Origin of the sequence: Terribacillus halophilus, assembly GCF_900101385.1 — a bacterium.
Classification (GTDB): domain Bacteria; phylum Bacillota; class Bacilli; order Bacillales; family Amphibacillaceae; genus Terribacillus; species Terribacillus halophilus.
The window spans coordinates 213,354-227,969 of record NZ_FMZB01000007.1; the positions used below are offsets into that span (position 1 = coordinate 213,354).

Below are 14,616 nucleotides of genomic sequence, written 5' to 3' on the forward strand. Positions count from 1 at the left end.
ATATCCTTATATTTTCCCATTATAATGCTAATCCTGCTAAATTAGAAGTAACTAAGCTCAAGTTTAATAAAATCTTCATTTAGGATAATGGGGAAAATAGTAAGCGGATCCTGCATCGAGTGCATATGGATCTTTTCCCGGATTCAGTTCCTCGAAATCCCGGATCACCTGTTCCATCGTAACGCGCAAGTCGTTATTGTTCAACTCATTTGCAATAGAAAGTAGTGTGTCCCCTTGTTTTACCTGCAACAAAACTGGTTGAAACATCTCCTCGGTCAGTTCTTGCTTTTCATCGGTCACTTGTTCCTCTTTTTTTGTTTCGGCTGGTGCAGCAGGTATCGGGCTTCCGATCGTCAGATCCTTCCATATACTCATGAATAAAGCGCAGCAAAATAGAAAAATTCCGATCCGTTTCCACATAGACGCTCCCCCGATCCTTGGACTTTTATGATTAGTATTAGGCAGAGGAAGGAAAATACCTTTATAGTGAAACAAAAAGCCGTTTTATTCGTATAAAGATAGTAGAAGAAAGGAGTATGCACATGTTGGATTACAATTGGATCCCAGTCTTCATGACAGGTCTTGGGACAATGTTCCTTATCGGGGAAATCCTTGTCAAAGCCAGAGGCGTCTTTTTCTTATTAGGGGCAGGATTCATCAGTACTTTCTTTATCAGTTATCTAGAGCCCTCGGCTATCTGGTATATGCTCCCGCTATATTTCATCGGTATGCTTTTGATTATCATTGACGGGAAATTGCTGAATGATGGGACGCTCAGCATAATTGGTCTATTGACGATGCTGCTTACTGTCGGATTCACAGCGCCGAATTGGACAGCTGGAATTTATGCGATTATCGGAGTGATTGTCGGAGCGGTTGGTGCCTTGATTTTCCTAAAGGCATTTCCAAAAAGGGATATGTGGGGCAAAATAGCCTTGCTTGATACATTAAGTTCTGAAAAGGGGTACAATTCCATGAATGAGACTTACGCTGCGCTAGTAGGACAAGAGGGAGAAACGGTAACCCCGATGCGCCCGTCCGGGACTGTGCGAGTGGATGGACGTGAATTGAGTGCCATCACCGATGGGAAGTGGCTCGACCGGGGAAGCCGAATCAAAGTGATGAATGTAAGCGGAGCGCGCATCATGGTAGAGAAAATCGAAGACGTTCAAGATTCCTAATAAAATTATAGTAAATTTCTATACAAGACCTTTACAAGCCTCCCGACACAATCAATAATTGAAACAGGGAACACAGAGAAGGGAAGGAAGGCTTGCATTGTCTAATTGGGAATTTATCATCTTTGAGTTTATCGGAGGTTTAGGCCTGTTTCTCTTTTCCATCCGGTATTTAGGGGATGGATTGCAGCGGGCATATGGCAAACAGCTGCAGCTCGCCATGCATCGCTTCACAGTTCATCCGCTAATCGGTGTATTGTCAGGTCTTATCGTAACAGTTCTTATTCAAAGCAGCACCGCAACAAGCATACTCGTTGTCGGACTGGTCAATGCTGGTTATTTATCTTTAAGACAGGCTGTTTCTGTCATTATGGGAGCGAATATCGGAACGACATTAACTGCTTTCTTTATCGGGATCAACTTGATCCAATTTGGTCTGCCTATCATGGCATTGGGGGCATTCCTGATTTATTTCTTCGTTAACCAGCGGACGCAGCAAATCGGAAAGGTTTTATTCGGAGCTGGCGGTATTTTTTATGGACTTACCCTGATAGGGGAAGGGCTGCATCCCATTCTGGATATGGAGGCTTTTCAGTCTTTGGCGGCGAGTATGCACAGCAACCCGATAGCCGGTGTTGCAATCGGGACTTTCACAACGATTGTAGTGCAAAGCAGCGGTGCGACAGTGGCCATCTTACAAGAACTTTATGCACAGAGTGGCATTGATCTTACGGGGGCTGTGCCAGTTCTGCTTGGTGACAATCTAGGCACGACTTTGACGGCGTTGCTTGCGGCAATCGGTACGACAGTGCAGGCGAAACGGGCAGCGCTCAGCCATGTCATGTTCAATGCGATTGGTGCTGTTGCTTTCCTATTGATTTTGCCATTATTTGTGGATATCGTTGTATGGATACAGCACACATTCGAGCTGAATGATAAGCTGACGATTGCCAGTGCACACGGAGTCTACAATGTTGCCAATACACTAATGTTGCTGCCGTTTCTTGGTCCATTTGTCTGGATCATTACAAAAATGATACCAGGCGATGAAGAAAAGTCGATGGCATTGACCAACCATTTGGATCCATTATTTATCCAGCAATCACCGGTCCTCGCATTGGAGCAAGCAAAACTGGAAGTTCTCCATATGGGCAGATTGGCAGTGGATGGATTGGAACAAGCCAGTACATATGCGAATAATCATGAAAGACAATTTGCCGATTTGGCGATGCAGTTGGAGAAGGAAGTTAATCGCAAGGACCGTGAAATCACCGATTATTTATCGAAAATCTCAATAAACACGCTGTCTGAGGAAGAAAGTGCGATGCATGCTGCGCTCCTGGATGCCATCAGGGATATCGAGCGAATCGGTGATCATTTCGAGAACATCGTCGAGTTTATTGATTTTCAAATATCGAGCAATATCAAACTGACGAAAGAAGCACAGCAGGAATTGAACAGTATGTTTGATTTGACGATTATGACAGTGAAACAGGCGATAGAGACTTTGGATAAGCAGGATCGTGAAACAGCTCTTGCAGTACTGCAAAAGGAAGATAAAATCGACAAGATGGAACGTACTTATCGCAAGTCGCATCTTATCCGGATGAATGAAGGTAAATGTACCGGTTCTGCAGGAATTGTTTTCGTCGATGTTATCAGTAATTTGGAGCGTGTGGGCGATCATGCAAAGAATATTGTCCAGCTTATATTGGAGGAATAGACAGGAGATATCTTCTGTCTATTATTTTTTCCTTGCCAAAATGTCAGAAGTCATGCTATAGTATTCCTGTCAGTTAACAGGAACAAAAAAACATAATAAAAAATTATGGTGAAATGATTGACAAGTTATTGAATACATGATAAATTATATATCGTCGCTAATACATAACTTACTTATTTGAAACATTCCACAGTAGCTCAGTGGTAGAGCTATCGGCTGTTAACCGATCGGTCGCAGGTTCGAATCCTGCCTGTGGAGCCATGGCGGTGTAGCTCAGCTGGCTAGAGCGTACGGTTCATACCCGTGAGGTCGGGGGTTCGATCCCCTCCGCCGCTACCATTATATTTTCTAGTCATGGCGGTTGTGGCGAAGTGGTTAACGCACCGGATTGTGGCTCCGGCATTCGTGGGTTCGATCCCCATCAATCGCCCTTTAAACATAACCGGACCCTTAGCTCAGTTGGTTAGAGCTATCGGCTCATAACCGATCGGTCGCAGGTTCGAGTCCTGCAGGGTCCACCATTTGAAAAAAACATATGTGCAACGCGGAGGAATACCCAAGTTTGGCTGAAGGGATCGGTCTTGAAAACCGACAGGGGCTTAACGGCTCGCGGGGGTTCGAATCCCTCTTCCTCCGCCACAACATGGCTCGGTAGCTCAGTCGGTAGAGCAACGGACTGAAAATCCGTGTGTCGGCGGTTCGATTCCGTCCCGAGCCACTCCGAAAACAGCTGTTCTAGAAGAATAGCTGTTTTTTAATGTTTCAAAAACAGAAGGACGGATAGAATATACAAAGGCTCAAAGCAAAATGCTTGCCGTTTCTAACAAGCTTTGGTACGCTTTACGAAAAGGTACTCACCTTTGGACTACATATCATTCAAGGAGGAATAATCATGGCTAAATTTGAACTACCAGAATTGCCTTACGCATACGACGCACTTGAGCCTCATATCGATAAGGAAACAATGAACATCCACCACACAAAACATCACAACACTTATGTGACAAAGCTTAACGACGCAATCGCAGGAAAAGCTGACTTGGAAAGCAAATCCTTGGAAGAGCTTGTTGCTGGTGTTAACGAACTTCCTTCTGACGTACAGACAGCTGTACGCAACAATGGTGGCGGTCACTATAACCACAGCCTATTCTGGAAGCTTCTTTCTCCAAACGGCGGCGGTGAACCAACTGGCGAAGTGGCTAGTGCCATTGCCAACAAATACGGTACACTTGATAAATTCAAAGAAGAATTTGCAGCTGCAGCAGCTGGCCGTTTCGGTTCCGGCTGGGCATGGCTGGTAGTGGAAAACGGTGAAGTCGATATCGTTTCCACACCTAATCAAGACAATCCTGTCATGGAAGGCAAGACACCAATTCTTGGCCTTGATGTTTGGGAGCACGCATACTACTTGAAATACCAAAACAAACGTCCGGATTACATCAGTGCTTTCTGGAACGTTGTTAATTGGGATGAAGTAGAGCGTCTTTACAGAGAAGCAAAATAAGACAGTATATGATAAAGACATCAGCTTTTTAGCTGATGTCTTTTTTTGTGCATATCTCTTTTTCGAAAGCGGATACTAAGTAGCAGTAAAAGGAGGCGGCATCATGAAGCCGAACTTATTTACCGCGGATTCTGCCAAGAAAGAGCTGCATATGCTGCTTTTGATCGGGGCGCTTTACTCCCTCGGTATCTTTCTGTCGAATACGTTTGTCAATATTTATTTATGGAAACAAACGAATGATTTGATTAATATCGCCATGTATAATTTGGCGATCTACATCGCCCAAACCATTCTTTTCACGTTATCTGGCGGCTGGGCCAAACGGATCGATCGGGTAATCATACTCCGAATCGGTGTATTCTTCCTGAGCCTGTTTTTCCTGCTCGTACTTTTTACAGGTGAGAAAGCAGCTTCTTACAATTTGCTTCTGGGTGGAGTACTTGGAGTGGGCTATGGTATGTACTGGCTGGCTTATTCCGTACTGACTTTTGAAGTGACGGAACCGGAGACTCGTGACTTTTTCAACGGCGTATCGGGGCTGCTGCAATCCCTAACAGGTATGATCGGTCCATTCGTAGCCGGGTACATCATCACAAGGATGAATAATTCCCATGGCTATACATTGATCTTTGCAGTTTCATTCTTTCTTTTCCTGATGGCTGTCATCTGTACAGCCGGAATCAAAAGAAGAGCAGCAGAAGGCAAATTCGGCTTGATGCAGCCGTGGAAAGAAATGAGACATAATGCAGCATGGAAAAATACGATGTTGGCACATGTGTTTCAAGGTGTGCGGGAAGGTATCTATACCTTCATCATTTCGGTCTGGGTCTTCATCGTCACCAATAGTGAGCTTTCACTCGGAACATTCAATCTTGTCTATTCTGCTTTTTCGTTTATCTTCTATTATATAGCAACCCGTTACATCAAGAGCCGGCAGCGGAAAATGGCCATCTTCCTTAGCGGAGTGGCACTTTCCCTAAGTGTGCTGCTTCTGCTTTTCGAGCTCAACTTTTCTACTTTGCTGATTTATGCTGCGATCATCGGTGTTTTTTATCCGATACTTTACGTGCCATATCTGTCCCTCTCCTATGACGTAATCGGTAAAGCGAGAGATGCTGCGAATCTTCGAGTGGAATACATCGTTCTAACTGACGCAGCGACGAATATAGGGAGAATCATATCTGTTGCGGCATTGCTCATTGGAATTTGGATTTGGTCAGATGCATCGATTCCATATTTGATGTTCATTCTTGGCACTGGACCATTTTTCATTTACTTCTTCACACGTCATATCACAAGCTTTGCACCAGCTGCTTCTGTGAAGAAGCTTCCCAAGAACGAAATTGCAGGAGATGACAATCGCTGACAAGTATATAGTAGAAGCAGACGGTGGTTGATGATATAATGGGTCCAGTATGTAAGAATGGGGGAACATTATGTCTAAAAAAAGGAAGAAGAAGCGTGCACTGCTTCCTTTCCGTCTCAATGTTTTGTTTGCGATTGTTTTCCTGCTGTTCTCTGCCTTGGTTCTGCAGCTAGGCGTTGTGCAGATCATAAATGGGGAAGAACACCAGGCGGTTTTGGAAGAGACGACTAATGATATCGCTGAGATTTCTGTTCCGCGCGGTATGATATACGATAGTGAAGGGAATGTGATCGTCGGGAATGAACCGGTATATTCGATCACATACACACCCCCTAAAAATGGAGACTCTGCCGATAAACGGCTGGAGATCGCTACCAAACTCGCTGATATCATCAAGATGAACGATAAAGCCATTGATAAAATCACCGAGAGGGAGTATAAAGAATACTGGTATCTTTTGAATGCTAAAGAGGCAGACAGCCGAATAACTGCTTCTGAAAAAGAGTCGTTAGATGACACCGAAATATATGACACTACACTTGAGCGGATTACAGAAGATGATTACAAAGAGCTTGAAAATGACGATAAAGCAAAACAGATCATTGCCATCAAGCGAGAGCTGGATAGTGCGACCGAGCTTGTTCCGCATGTGATCAAGAACAAGAACGTAACCGAAGAGGAGTATGCGACGATTGCTGAGAACATGGGCGAATTGTCCGGCATCAACGTCGCAACCGACTGGGAACGATATTATCCGTATGACGGTTCTCTAAGCGGTATCCTTGGCGGCATCAAGACTGGTATCCCAGAGGGAGAAGAGGATTATTATAAATCCCGTAACTATCAGTTGAATGACAGGATCGGAACAAGCGGCCTGGAGAAGGAATATGAGAGCCTCCTAAAAGGTGATAAAAAACGTGTCCGCTATGTGACGGATAATAATAATAATATTGTGTCCCAGGATGTGATTTCTGAAGGATCACGCGGACAGGATCTGCAGCTTTCCATTAATATGGACTTCCAGAAAGAGCTTGATAAAATCGTAAGGGAAGAATTGAAAGGTGCTAAAAACAAGCATCCTGGTGCTAACCGTTATCTGGAAGATGCGATGGCCGTCATGCTCAATCCGAACACTGGTGAAATTTACGCTGCCAGCGGACAGCATTATGACAGGGAAAACAATAAGTATGAATCTGCCGATATGAATACGGTTTTCACTGCTGCCGCAGTTGGATCAACTGTCAAGGGGGCGACATTGCTTGCCGGGTATCAGGAAGGTGTCGTTGATATGAACCAGACATTTGTGGATAAGGCAATGAAGATTAAAGGAACCCCTGAAAAGTCATCATGGAAAACGATGGGCCCTATTAATGATTTGCAAGCCTTGCAGATGTCTTCCAACGTTTACATGTTTAATGTTGCGTTGCGTTTAGGTGGAGAGTATAACTACAAGTATGGGCAGAGTGTATCATTTGACCATGATGCATTCCGAGTATTACGCAACTATTATAACCAAGTAGGATTGGGTGTGGAAACAGGAATAGACCTTCCTTCTGAATCCACTGGTTACGTCGGCACTACCGGCCAGGCAGGTAACTTGCTTGACTTCTCTATAGGGCAGTTTGACACATACACAACCATGCAGCTTGCACAATACATCTCTACAATTGCCAACGGAGGTTACCGGATTAAACCGCATTTCGTCAGCGAAATACATGAACCCTCCAATGAGAAGGACAAGCTGGGACCGCTTGCTGAAACAAAGTCACCTGATGTATTGAACAAAATCACTGCTACGGATGAACAGATCAATCGTGTGAAACAAGGCTTCAAGATGGTATTCCAGACAAAGAACGGTACTGCTTACGGGCATTTGAACGAGAAAACGAAAACCTATAACATTGCTGGTAAAACCGGAACGGCCCAGACGCAAATCGGTCAGACGAAACTCGAGAACTGGACATTGATTGGCTACGCTGATGCCGATAACCCGGATATTGCGTTCGCTATCATGGTACCTAACTTAGGAACCATCAGCGGCGGCCAACAGTACCCTATCACATACAACATCGCCAATCGTGCGCTCGAGTACTATTACGAACATACAGCGCCTGACGATGAAGATAAATCTGAATAACAGTATGACCCAAAGAACCACCCCAAAATACGGGGTGGTTCTTCTTTTTTCAACAAATTAATACGTCAATTTACACAACCTTTACATTCTGTTTATTTTTCCTTAATGATGACGAGCTAATATTGTACTTGTAAGGCAAAGGAACTAATAGAATCACGTAGGGGGAAAATCAAACATGAAGAAGATGAAACTATCTGTATTGCTTGCAATGTTCGCACTGGTTATTGGTGTACTTGCAGCATGTGGCGGTAACGCTGGCGGCGAAGAAACAGAAGGAAACACAAGCGGAAACAGCAATAGCGGCGGCGGAGAAGCTTCCGAAACTTCCATCGTTGTAGCAGGTTCCAGTGCGATGCAGCCTCTAGTAGCAGCAGCAGCTGAACAGTACAAAGGCGATAACGCTGATGCAGACATTCAGGTCCAAGCAGGTGGTTCAGGAGCTGGACTAAGCCAAGTTCAGGAAGGTTCGATCGCCATCGGTAACTCCGACGTGTTCGCTGAAGAGAAAGAAGGCATCGATGCAGAGGCTCTTGTTGATCACAAAGTTGCAGTTGTCGGTATGACAGCAGCAATCAACCCGAATGCAGGTGTAGATGATCTGACAAAACAGCAGCTAATCGATATCTTCACGGGTAAAGTGACTAACTGGTCTGAAGTAGGCGGAAATGACCAGGAAATCACACTTGTTAACCGTCCTGACTCTTCCGGTACGCGTGCTACATTCGTTAAGTACGCGCTTGATGGCGAAACACCAGCTGAAGGAATCACTGAGGATTCCTCCAATACTGTTAAGCAGATCGTTGCAGATACAGACGGAGCAATCGGTTACCTTGCCCTTTCCTACTTCGATGATGATACAGTAGTGAAAGGTAAAATCGACGGTGTTGAAGCTACAAACGAAACAATCGGATCTGGCGAATTCCCAATCTGGGCTTATCAGCACTCTTACACAAACGGAGATCCTGAAGGTCTTGCAAAAGAATTCCTTGATTACATGATGAGCGACGAAGTTCAAACTTCCATCGTACCTGAACAAGGTTACGTTCCAATGACTGATATGCAAGTTGAACGCGACGCGGAAGGCAACATCACTGAAAAATAATACGTAATACCACAGGGTAGATGCGGTGTTTCACTGCATTTACCTTACTGTGGTTATAAAATAGCTATTACAGACAGCGGGATGCCTTATTTGTAAAGGTATTCCTTTCCGCTGTTTTTCAAGAGGAGTTGTACAAAGTTGGCAAAAGCATCAGTAACCCCTTCAGCCGAAGAAAGGCTGATTCTGACGAAGAAAAATCGACGGTGGGATGAAGTGCGAGGGCGCTCCCTTGTAACAATCTGTGCAATAATTATGATCGTGGCAACTATTGCAGTTACCATCTTCCTTGCACAAAAAGGTTTGCAATCATTCACTGTCAATAATATAAATCCAATTGCGTATTTGACGAGCACAAACTGGAATCCAGTCGGAGAAAATGCTTCATTCGGTATTTTTCCATTCATTTTCGGTTCTTTGGCAGTAACGTTTCTATCTGCATTGATTGCAGCCCCTTTAGGAATTGGTGCAGCAATCTTCATGTCTGAGATTGCTCCGAAATTCGGAAAGAAATTTCTGCAGCCAGTTATTGAGCTGTTAGTAGGTATTCCTTCCGTCGTTTATGGTTTCATCGGCCTGGTGGTGCTCGTACCACTTGTACGTGATAACCTACCAGGCATCGGTTTTAGTTTGTTCGCAGGTGTCATCGTTCTGACAGTCATGATCCTCCCTACGGTTACGACTATAGCAACAGATGCAATGCGTTCTTTACCGAACAGTCTTCGCCAGGGCTCTCTCGCATTAGGGGCGACTCGCTGGCAAACAATCCGTAAAGTGTTGATTCCGGCAGCTTTGCCTTCCCTTCTGACAGCTATCGTATTGGGAATGGCACGTGCTTTCGGGGAAGCATTGGCTGTACAGATGGTTATCGGTAATACACGCGACCTTCCTGGTAGCATATTTGACACATCTGCAACATTGACTACTATTGTTACGCTGAACATCGGACATACGACTTATGGCAGTATCGAGAACAACACACTTTGGTCTATGGGTCTCATCCTGTTAATCATTTCGTTTGTATTCATCTTCATTGTCCGTTACTTGTCCGGTAGGAGGAAAATCTAATGAACAGCAGAATCACAGATCGTATCGCAACAGGTGTTTTCTACACAATCGCAGCAATCATGGTTGCTTTGCTGCTTTATCTATTCTATTTTATCTTATCCAATGGATTGCCGCAGGTAACGTGGGACTTCCTAACGTCTCCATCCAGTTCCTATCAGGCTGGCGGCGGTATCCGTGACCAGTTATTCAACTCCTTGTATATCCTGGTGATCACGATGATCATTACAGTCCCGCTTGGAGTATGCGGAGGGATTTACATGGCTGAGTATGCAAAACCGGGCAAAATCACGAACTTTATCCGGACTTGTATCGAGATGCTGGCTTCACTTCCTTCGATCGTAGTGGGTTTATTTGGTCTTTTGATCTTCGTTAACATCACGGGATGGGGTTACACAATCATCGGTGGTGCCTTGGCACTTACAATCTTTAATATCCCCGTTATGGTGCGTGTTACAGAGGATGCTATCCGAAGCGTTCCGAAAGAACAGAAAGAAGCAAGTTTGGCCTTGGGGATTACAAGATGGCACACGATCAAGACCGTTTTGCTTCCATATGCTTTTCCTGGTATTTTGACAGGTGCAATTCTAGCTTCCGGCCGTGTATTTGGTGAGGCGGCTGCACTGCTTTATACGGCTGGGCTTTCCACACCTACGCTTGATTACGGAAACTGGAATCCGTTCGCCGAGAATTCCCCGCTGAACATTTTCCGTCCGGCGGAAACACTTGCGGTACACATTTGGTCCGTCAATACACAAGGATTGATTCCGGATGTACGGGAAGTAGCCAATGGTGCGTCAGCGGTTCTAGTCATTGCTGTACTTTTGTTCAATATCCTCGCTAGATGGTTGGGCAGTGTCATTCACAAGAAATTAACAGCAGGTAAATGAAGAAGAGAGGAGCCCATAAAATGAACTATACAGCAGATAGGCCAATGGAAACGAAAACCGAAAAAGAAATTGCTCCATCTGAAAGAAAAGCTTCCAAAAGGGAAGTCGTTCTTGATGTGAAGGATCTCAGCATTTTTTATGGTAATAAAGAAGCGGTTAAAAGTGCGAATATGGGGATTGAAAAAAATGCAGTGACAGCACTTATCGGTCCGTCTGGCTGCGGTAAATCAACGTTTATCCGTTCCATCAACAGGATGAACGATTTGATACCTTCCAGCCGAGCGGAAGGAGAAATCATTTACGAGGGGATCAATATCCTACGTGATGATATCAATGTTGTGGCTTTGCGTTCAGAAATAGGAATGGTATTCCAAAAACCGAATCCTTTCCCTAAATCAATTTACAACAATATTACACATGCTTTGAAATATAATGGCCAGAAAAATAAAAAAGTCCTTGATCAAATCGTGGAAGAAAGTCTGCGTAAAGCAGCACTTTGGGATGAGGTGAAGGATCGTTTGCATCAGTCTGCCATGTCGCTTTCCGGCGGGCAGCAGCAGCGTCTATGCATTGCCCGCACATTGGCAATGGAACCGCAGATCCTTCTATTGGATGAGCCGGCATCAGCGCTCGACCCGGTATCCAATTCCAAGATAGAGGAACTTATCCTTCAGCTGAAAGAGGATTATTCCATTGTGATCGTGACACATAATATGTCCCAGGCTTCCCGTGTATCGGATAAGACAGCCTTCTTCTTGAATGGGGACATTGTGGAATATGATGATACGAAGAAGATTTTCACAAATCCTTCGGAAGCGAGAACAGAAGAATATATTTCCGGTCGATTCGGGTAGGGGGAACAGCAACCATGCAAGTGGCAGCAGCGAAAGAAACAATTTTTAAAATCAATGATCTAAACCTATGGTATGACGACTTTCATGCATTGAAGGATGTCAATCTAGAGGCTTTGAATAATGAGATATTTGCCATTATCGGTCCATCCGGCTGCGGTAAATCCACTTTCATCAAGACGCTGAATTTGATGATCAATATGGAACCGGGTGTTCGCATGACCGGGGAAATCAATTATAAAGAAAAAAACCTGCTTGATTCCAGAGTGGATTTGGTCGATTTGCGCCGTAAAGTGGGGATGATATTCCAAAAAGGAAATCCTTTCCCACAATCCATTTACGATAATATTGTATATGGTCCGAAAATTCATGGTATCAAGAAGAAAAGCGAATTGGATGAAATCGTTGAAACAACGTTGAAAGATGTTGCACTTTGGGATGAAGTGAAGGATCGTCTCAAGACCTCTGCCATGGGACTTTCTGGCGGGCAGCAGCAGCGTCTATGTATTGCACGCGCGCTTGCAACAAAGCCAGATGTAGTATTGATGGACGAACCGACATCTGCATTGGATCCAATTTCCACTTTGAAAATAGAAGAGCTTATGACAGAACTGAAGAAAAAGTATTGTATCGTGATCGTTACACACAATATGCAGCAGGCTTCCCGTATTTCTGATAAAACGGCTTTCTTCTTGCATGGCCGTGTTGTAGAGACTGCGGAGACGGGTAAGATATTCTCTAACCCAGAAGATAAGCGGACAGAAGATTATATTAGCGGACGTTTCGGTTAATTACGTATTGGAGGAGAACCTATGGTAGCGAGAGAGCAATTTTCAGCGGATTTGGAATCAATTCAGAAATCTATTATTTCTTTTGCATATGAAGTAGACACAGCTTTAAAGCAAGCTATCGATGCATTGTATGAGCGGGACAGCGATCTTGCTTATAAAGTAATTGAAAATGATGAGTTATTGAATGAACGTGACCAGGAGATTAATGAAGCGACTATCCAACTGATTGCAATGCAGCAGCCTGTGGCAACGGATCTGCGCAGGTTGGTTGCTTTCCTTCGTGTATCCTCTGATCTGGAACGTATGGGTGATCATGCGAAAAATATAGCGAAAAGCGTTAACCGACTGAATGTATTGAGTGCCTATGAAATCCCTCCAGCAATCCGGGATATGCAGGAAGTTGTCAGCAAAATGATACACAGTGCTGTCCAGGCTTTTGAAGAGGAGGATGTCAGCAAGGCGCGGAAGCTGGCTGATTTGGATAATGTCGTGGATAGTATGTATGGTGAGTTGTTCCGAGACATGCTGGATGAACGAAAAGCACAATCAGGGAAGCATCAACAGACGATGCAGCTTGTTTTTGTTGGGCGTTTCGTCGAACGCGTAGGAGATCATATTACAAATATCGGCGAAAGTATCCTTTATCTGGTTAAAGGTACTGCAGTTGATCTAAATAAATAAGAAGCAGCGGCATCTGCCGCTGCTTCTTATTTTGTCATTAATTCAACGATGTCATCATAGTCCATATCAGAATTCACATCATATTTACCAACTTGGAGCGATTCACTAGCTTCCGTAACATCCAAGTAAGTACGGAATGCGGACGCATCCTCGATGATTCCCGCTTGCTCAAGTTCGGATGCTACTTCTTCACTAGTCATCCCGCTTTCAAGTTTCAACGTGAACGATTTCGGCTTCTGCTCTTGTTCGGTTTCCGCAGGAGCGACTGTTTGTTTCTGTTTTAGTTCTTCATAATCTTCATTTTTCAATACATGATAGCCGACATCTTCAAGCTCTTTTTTCATCTCTTCAGCATCTGGTTTGATTGTTTCGACGGCAGCTTTAGCAGTTTTTTCAGTTTCGGGAGATGCAGTATCCGTATAATGGAGTACAATCATAATTGCACCAGCAAGGAGGAGGGCGGTCGCGAAGCCTTGAATCACTTGCTTCATAGCTGAACTCCTGCTTGTTTGGCAATTCGGTATACGTCATCTTCTGGCATATTTGTATGCTGGGCTATCTCTCTGATGGAGTAGCCTTGCTGGTGCAGGCGAACTACTTGTTGAAAAATAGCTGGCTTTTGAGAGTCCTTATTCGGCTTTGGCTCGCGCTGGAGTGATGGAAGGAGCTCTTCTTCGAGAATCTTGACTTTTTTGTTCAACGTATATGTTTCCTGCATGCTGGACAGGGTCAGTTGTTCGATTTGCTGATCCAATTGTTTGAATTTGTCTTGCATGAAAAACGAGAATATCCATAGTATGATACCAACTGCAAGGAAGGCGATAGCAGCAATTAACATGTTAGTATAAACCTCCTACTTATTGCTATCCTAGTTATACCATATCAGGAAGCTTGCGGATATATTGTTTTCGACAATTTTCATTTTTCTTTTGAAATAGTTATTGATAACGGTTGATTACCTATCATAATTCTGCTATTATTAGATGGTCTGAAGATCGTTAAGTTTTCATACACTTTATTTAAGATTGTTGGGAGGGATTATACATGCGTGTAAATATTACTCTCGCCTGCACAGAAACAGGAGATCGTAACTACATTACAACAAAAAACAAGCGTAAACACCCAGAACGCATGGAGCTTAGAAAATATAGCCCACGCTTGAAAAAGTATACGCTGCACCGCGAAACAAAATAAGTTTGACCAAAAAACTCCCCCTTTTTCGGTGGGAGTTTTTTTACGTGAATTGTAAAATTAAGCTGGACAATTAAAAAGGCCATTCGTGGTACACTCAAAATGTATTTCCGACCAAAGAAAACATTGGAGTGATCACG

At 44.0% G+C, this 14,616-nt stretch carries 15 protein-coding genes and 6 tRNA genes; 18 read left to right on the top strand and 3 right to left on the bottom strand.

Annotated features, from left to right (window positions below):
* Positions 1–75: 75 nt before the first annotated feature.
* Positions 76–420, bottom strand: a complete 345-nt coding sequence (locus BLQ53_RS13490) for a type IV pilus assembly protein FimV (RefSeq protein WP_093727834.1) — start codon at positions 418–420, stop codon at positions 76–78.
* Positions 421–542: 122 nt separating this feature from the next.
* Here BLQ53_RS13490 and BLQ53_RS13495 point away from each other — a divergent pair, with 122 nt between their 5' ends.
* The 17 genes from BLQ53_RS13495 (at position 543) to phoU (ending at position 13,285) form a co-directional block, all read left to right on the top strand.
* Complete coding sequence (locus BLQ53_RS13495; RefSeq protein ID WP_244499350.1) at positions 543–1,181, top strand: NfeD family protein; 639 nt, start codon at positions 543–545, stop codon at positions 1,179–1,181.
* 97 nt (positions 1,182–1,278) lie between these two features.
* Complete coding sequence (locus BLQ53_RS13500) at positions 1,279–2,901, top strand: Na/Pi cotransporter family protein (protein ID WP_093727836.1); 1,623 nt, start codon at positions 1,279–1,281, stop codon at positions 2,899–2,901.
* Positions 2,902–3,087: 186 nt separating this feature from the next.
* Positions 3,088–3,162, top strand: a tRNA-Asn gene (locus tag BLQ53_RS13505).
* A 1-nt stretch (position 3,163) separates the two neighbouring features.
* Positions 3,164–3,240 (top strand) — tRNA-Met (locus tag BLQ53_RS13510).
* 18 nt (positions 3,241–3,258) lie between these two features.
* Positions 3,259–3,331 (top strand) — tRNA-His (locus BLQ53_RS13515).
* A gap of 14 nt (positions 3,332–3,345) precedes the next feature.
* Positions 3,346–3,422: transfer RNA gene (locus tag BLQ53_RS13520), tRNA-Ile, on the top strand.
* 25 nt (positions 3,423–3,447) lie between these two features.
* Positions 3,448–3,540 (top strand) — tRNA-Ser (locus BLQ53_RS13525).
* 6 nt (positions 3,541–3,546) lie between these two features.
* Positions 3,547–3,619, top strand: a tRNA-Phe gene (locus BLQ53_RS13530).
* Between the two features lie 174 nt (positions 3,620–3,793).
* Positions 3,794–4,405, top strand: a complete 612-nt coding sequence (locus tag BLQ53_RS13535) for a superoxide dismutase (protein WP_093727837.1) — start codon at positions 3,794–3,796, stop codon at positions 4,403–4,405.
* A 103-nt stretch (positions 4,406–4,508) separates the two neighbouring features.
* Positions 4,509–5,771: an MFS transporter gene (locus tag BLQ53_RS13540; RefSeq protein ID WP_093727838.1), complete on the top strand. Its 1,263-nt coding sequence runs from the start codon at positions 4,509–4,511 to the stop codon at positions 5,769–5,771.
* Between the two features lie 70 nt (positions 5,772–5,841).
* Complete coding sequence (locus BLQ53_RS13545; RefSeq protein WP_093727839.1) at positions 5,842–7,908, top strand: peptidoglycan D,D-transpeptidase FtsI family protein; 2,067 nt, start codon at positions 5,842–5,844, stop codon at positions 7,906–7,908.
* A 175-nt stretch (positions 7,909–8,083) separates the two neighbouring features.
* Positions 8,084–9,010 carry a phosphate ABC transporter substrate-binding protein PstS family protein gene (locus BLQ53_RS13550; RefSeq protein ID WP_093727840.1) on the top strand — a complete coding sequence of 309 codons (927 nt, stop codon included), beginning with the start codon at positions 8,084–8,086 and terminating at the stop codon, positions 9,008–9,010.
* A 138-nt stretch (positions 9,011–9,148) separates the two neighbouring features.
* Positions 9,149–10,075 (top strand): phosphate ABC transporter permease subunit PstC, encoded by a 927-nt coding sequence (gene pstC, locus BLQ53_RS13555; RefSeq protein WP_093727841.1) that lies wholly within the window; start codon positions 9,149–9,151, stop codon positions 10,073–10,075.
* The gene (gene pstA / locus BLQ53_RS13560; protein ID WP_093727842.1) at positions 10,075–10,962 is read left to right on the top strand and encodes a phosphate ABC transporter permease PstA; all 888 of its coding nucleotides are present in this window, start codon (positions 10,075–10,077) and stop codon (positions 10,960–10,962) included. Before pstC ends, pstA begins: the two co-directional genes overlap by 1 nt.
* Before the next feature lie 44 nt (positions 10,963–11,006).
* Entirely contained in the window at positions 11,007–11,816 is an 810-nt protein-coding gene (pstB, locus tag BLQ53_RS13565; protein WP_093727857.1) for a phosphate ABC transporter ATP-binding protein PstB, read from the top strand.
* 14 nt (positions 11,817–11,830) lie between these two features.
* Complete coding sequence (gene pstB / locus BLQ53_RS13570; protein WP_093727843.1) at positions 11,831–12,604, top strand: phosphate ABC transporter ATP-binding protein PstB; 774 nt, start codon at positions 11,831–11,833, stop codon at positions 12,602–12,604.
* A gap of 21 nt (positions 12,605–12,625) precedes the next feature.
* The gene (phoU, locus tag BLQ53_RS13575; protein WP_093727844.1) at positions 12,626–13,285 is read left to right on the top strand and encodes a phosphate signaling complex protein PhoU; all 660 of its coding nucleotides are present in this window, start codon (positions 12,626–12,628) and stop codon (positions 13,283–13,285) included.
* A gap of 26 nt (positions 13,286–13,311) precedes the next feature.
* On the opposite strand, the gene BLQ53_RS13580 is transcribed toward phoU, so the two are convergent.
* Positions 13,312–13,776, bottom strand: coding sequence for an endolytic transglycosylase MltG (locus tag BLQ53_RS13580; protein ID WP_093727845.1), 465 nt, complete (start codon positions 13,774–13,776; stop codon positions 13,312–13,314).
* Positions 13,773–14,123 (bottom strand): helix-turn-helix domain-containing protein, encoded by a 351-nt coding sequence (locus tag BLQ53_RS13585; protein ID WP_093727846.1) that lies wholly within the window; start codon positions 14,121–14,123, stop codon positions 13,773–13,775. Before BLQ53_RS13585 ends, BLQ53_RS13580 begins: the two co-directional genes overlap by 4 nt.
* A 206-nt stretch (positions 14,124–14,329) precedes the next feature.
* Between BLQ53_RS13585 and rpmG the strand changes: the two genes are divergently transcribed.
* A complete protein-coding gene (gene rpmG / locus BLQ53_RS13590) occupies positions 14,330–14,479 on the top strand; it encodes a 50S ribosomal protein L33 (protein ID WP_038561326.1) in 150 nt (49 codons plus the stop codon).
* The last annotated feature ends 137 nt before the right edge of the window (positions 14,480–14,616 follow it).

What these genes read in the sequence shown, in the direction of transcription:
- BLQ53_RS13490 (WP_093727834.1), bottom strand. Translation starts at nt 420, where the DNA reads ATGTGGAAACGGATCGGAATTTTTCTATTTTGCTGCGCTTTATTCATG.
- BLQ53_RS13495 (WP_244499350.1), top strand. Translation starts at nt 543, where the DNA reads ATGTTGGATTACAATTGGATCCCAGTCTTCATGACAGGTCTTGGGACA.
- BLQ53_RS13535 (WP_093727837.1), top strand. Translation starts at nt 3,794, where the DNA reads ATGGCTAAATTTGAACTACCAGAATTGCCTTACGCATACGACGCACTT.
- BLQ53_RS13540 (WP_093727838.1), top strand. Translation starts at nt 4,509, where the DNA reads ATGAAGCCGAACTTATTTACCGCGGATTCTGCCAAGAAAGAGCTGCAT.
- BLQ53_RS13545 (WP_093727839.1), top strand. Translation starts at nt 5,842, where the DNA reads ATGTCTAAAAAAAGGAAGAAGAAGCGTGCACTGCTTCCTTTCCGTCTC.
- BLQ53_RS13550 (WP_093727840.1), top strand. Translation starts at nt 8,084, where the DNA reads ATGAAGAAGATGAAACTATCTGTATTGCTTGCAATGTTCGCACTGGTT.
- pstA (WP_093727842.1), top strand. Translation starts at nt 10,075, where the DNA reads ATGAACAGCAGAATCACAGATCGTATCGCAACAGGTGTTTTCTACACA.
- pstB (WP_093727857.1), top strand. Translation starts at nt 11,007, where the DNA reads ATGGAAACGAAAACCGAAAAAGAAATTGCTCCATCTGAAAGAAAAGCT.
- pstB (WP_093727843.1), top strand. Translation starts at nt 11,831, where the DNA reads ATGCAAGTGGCAGCAGCGAAAGAAACAATTTTTAAAATCAATGATCTA.
- phoU (WP_093727844.1), top strand. Translation starts at nt 12,626, where the DNA reads ATGGTAGCGAGAGAGCAATTTTCAGCGGATTTGGAATCAATTCAGAAA.
- BLQ53_RS13580 (WP_093727845.1), bottom strand. Translation starts at nt 13,776, where the DNA reads ATGAAGCAAGTGATTCAAGGCTTCGCGACCGCCCTCCTCCTTGCTGGT.
- BLQ53_RS13585 (WP_093727846.1), bottom strand. Translation starts at nt 14,123, where the DNA reads ATGTTAATTGCTGCTATCGCCTTCCTTGCAGTTGGTATCATACTATGG.
- rpmG (WP_038561326.1), top strand. Translation starts at nt 14,330, where the DNA reads ATGCGTGTAAATATTACTCTCGCCTGCACAGAAACAGGAGATCGTAAC.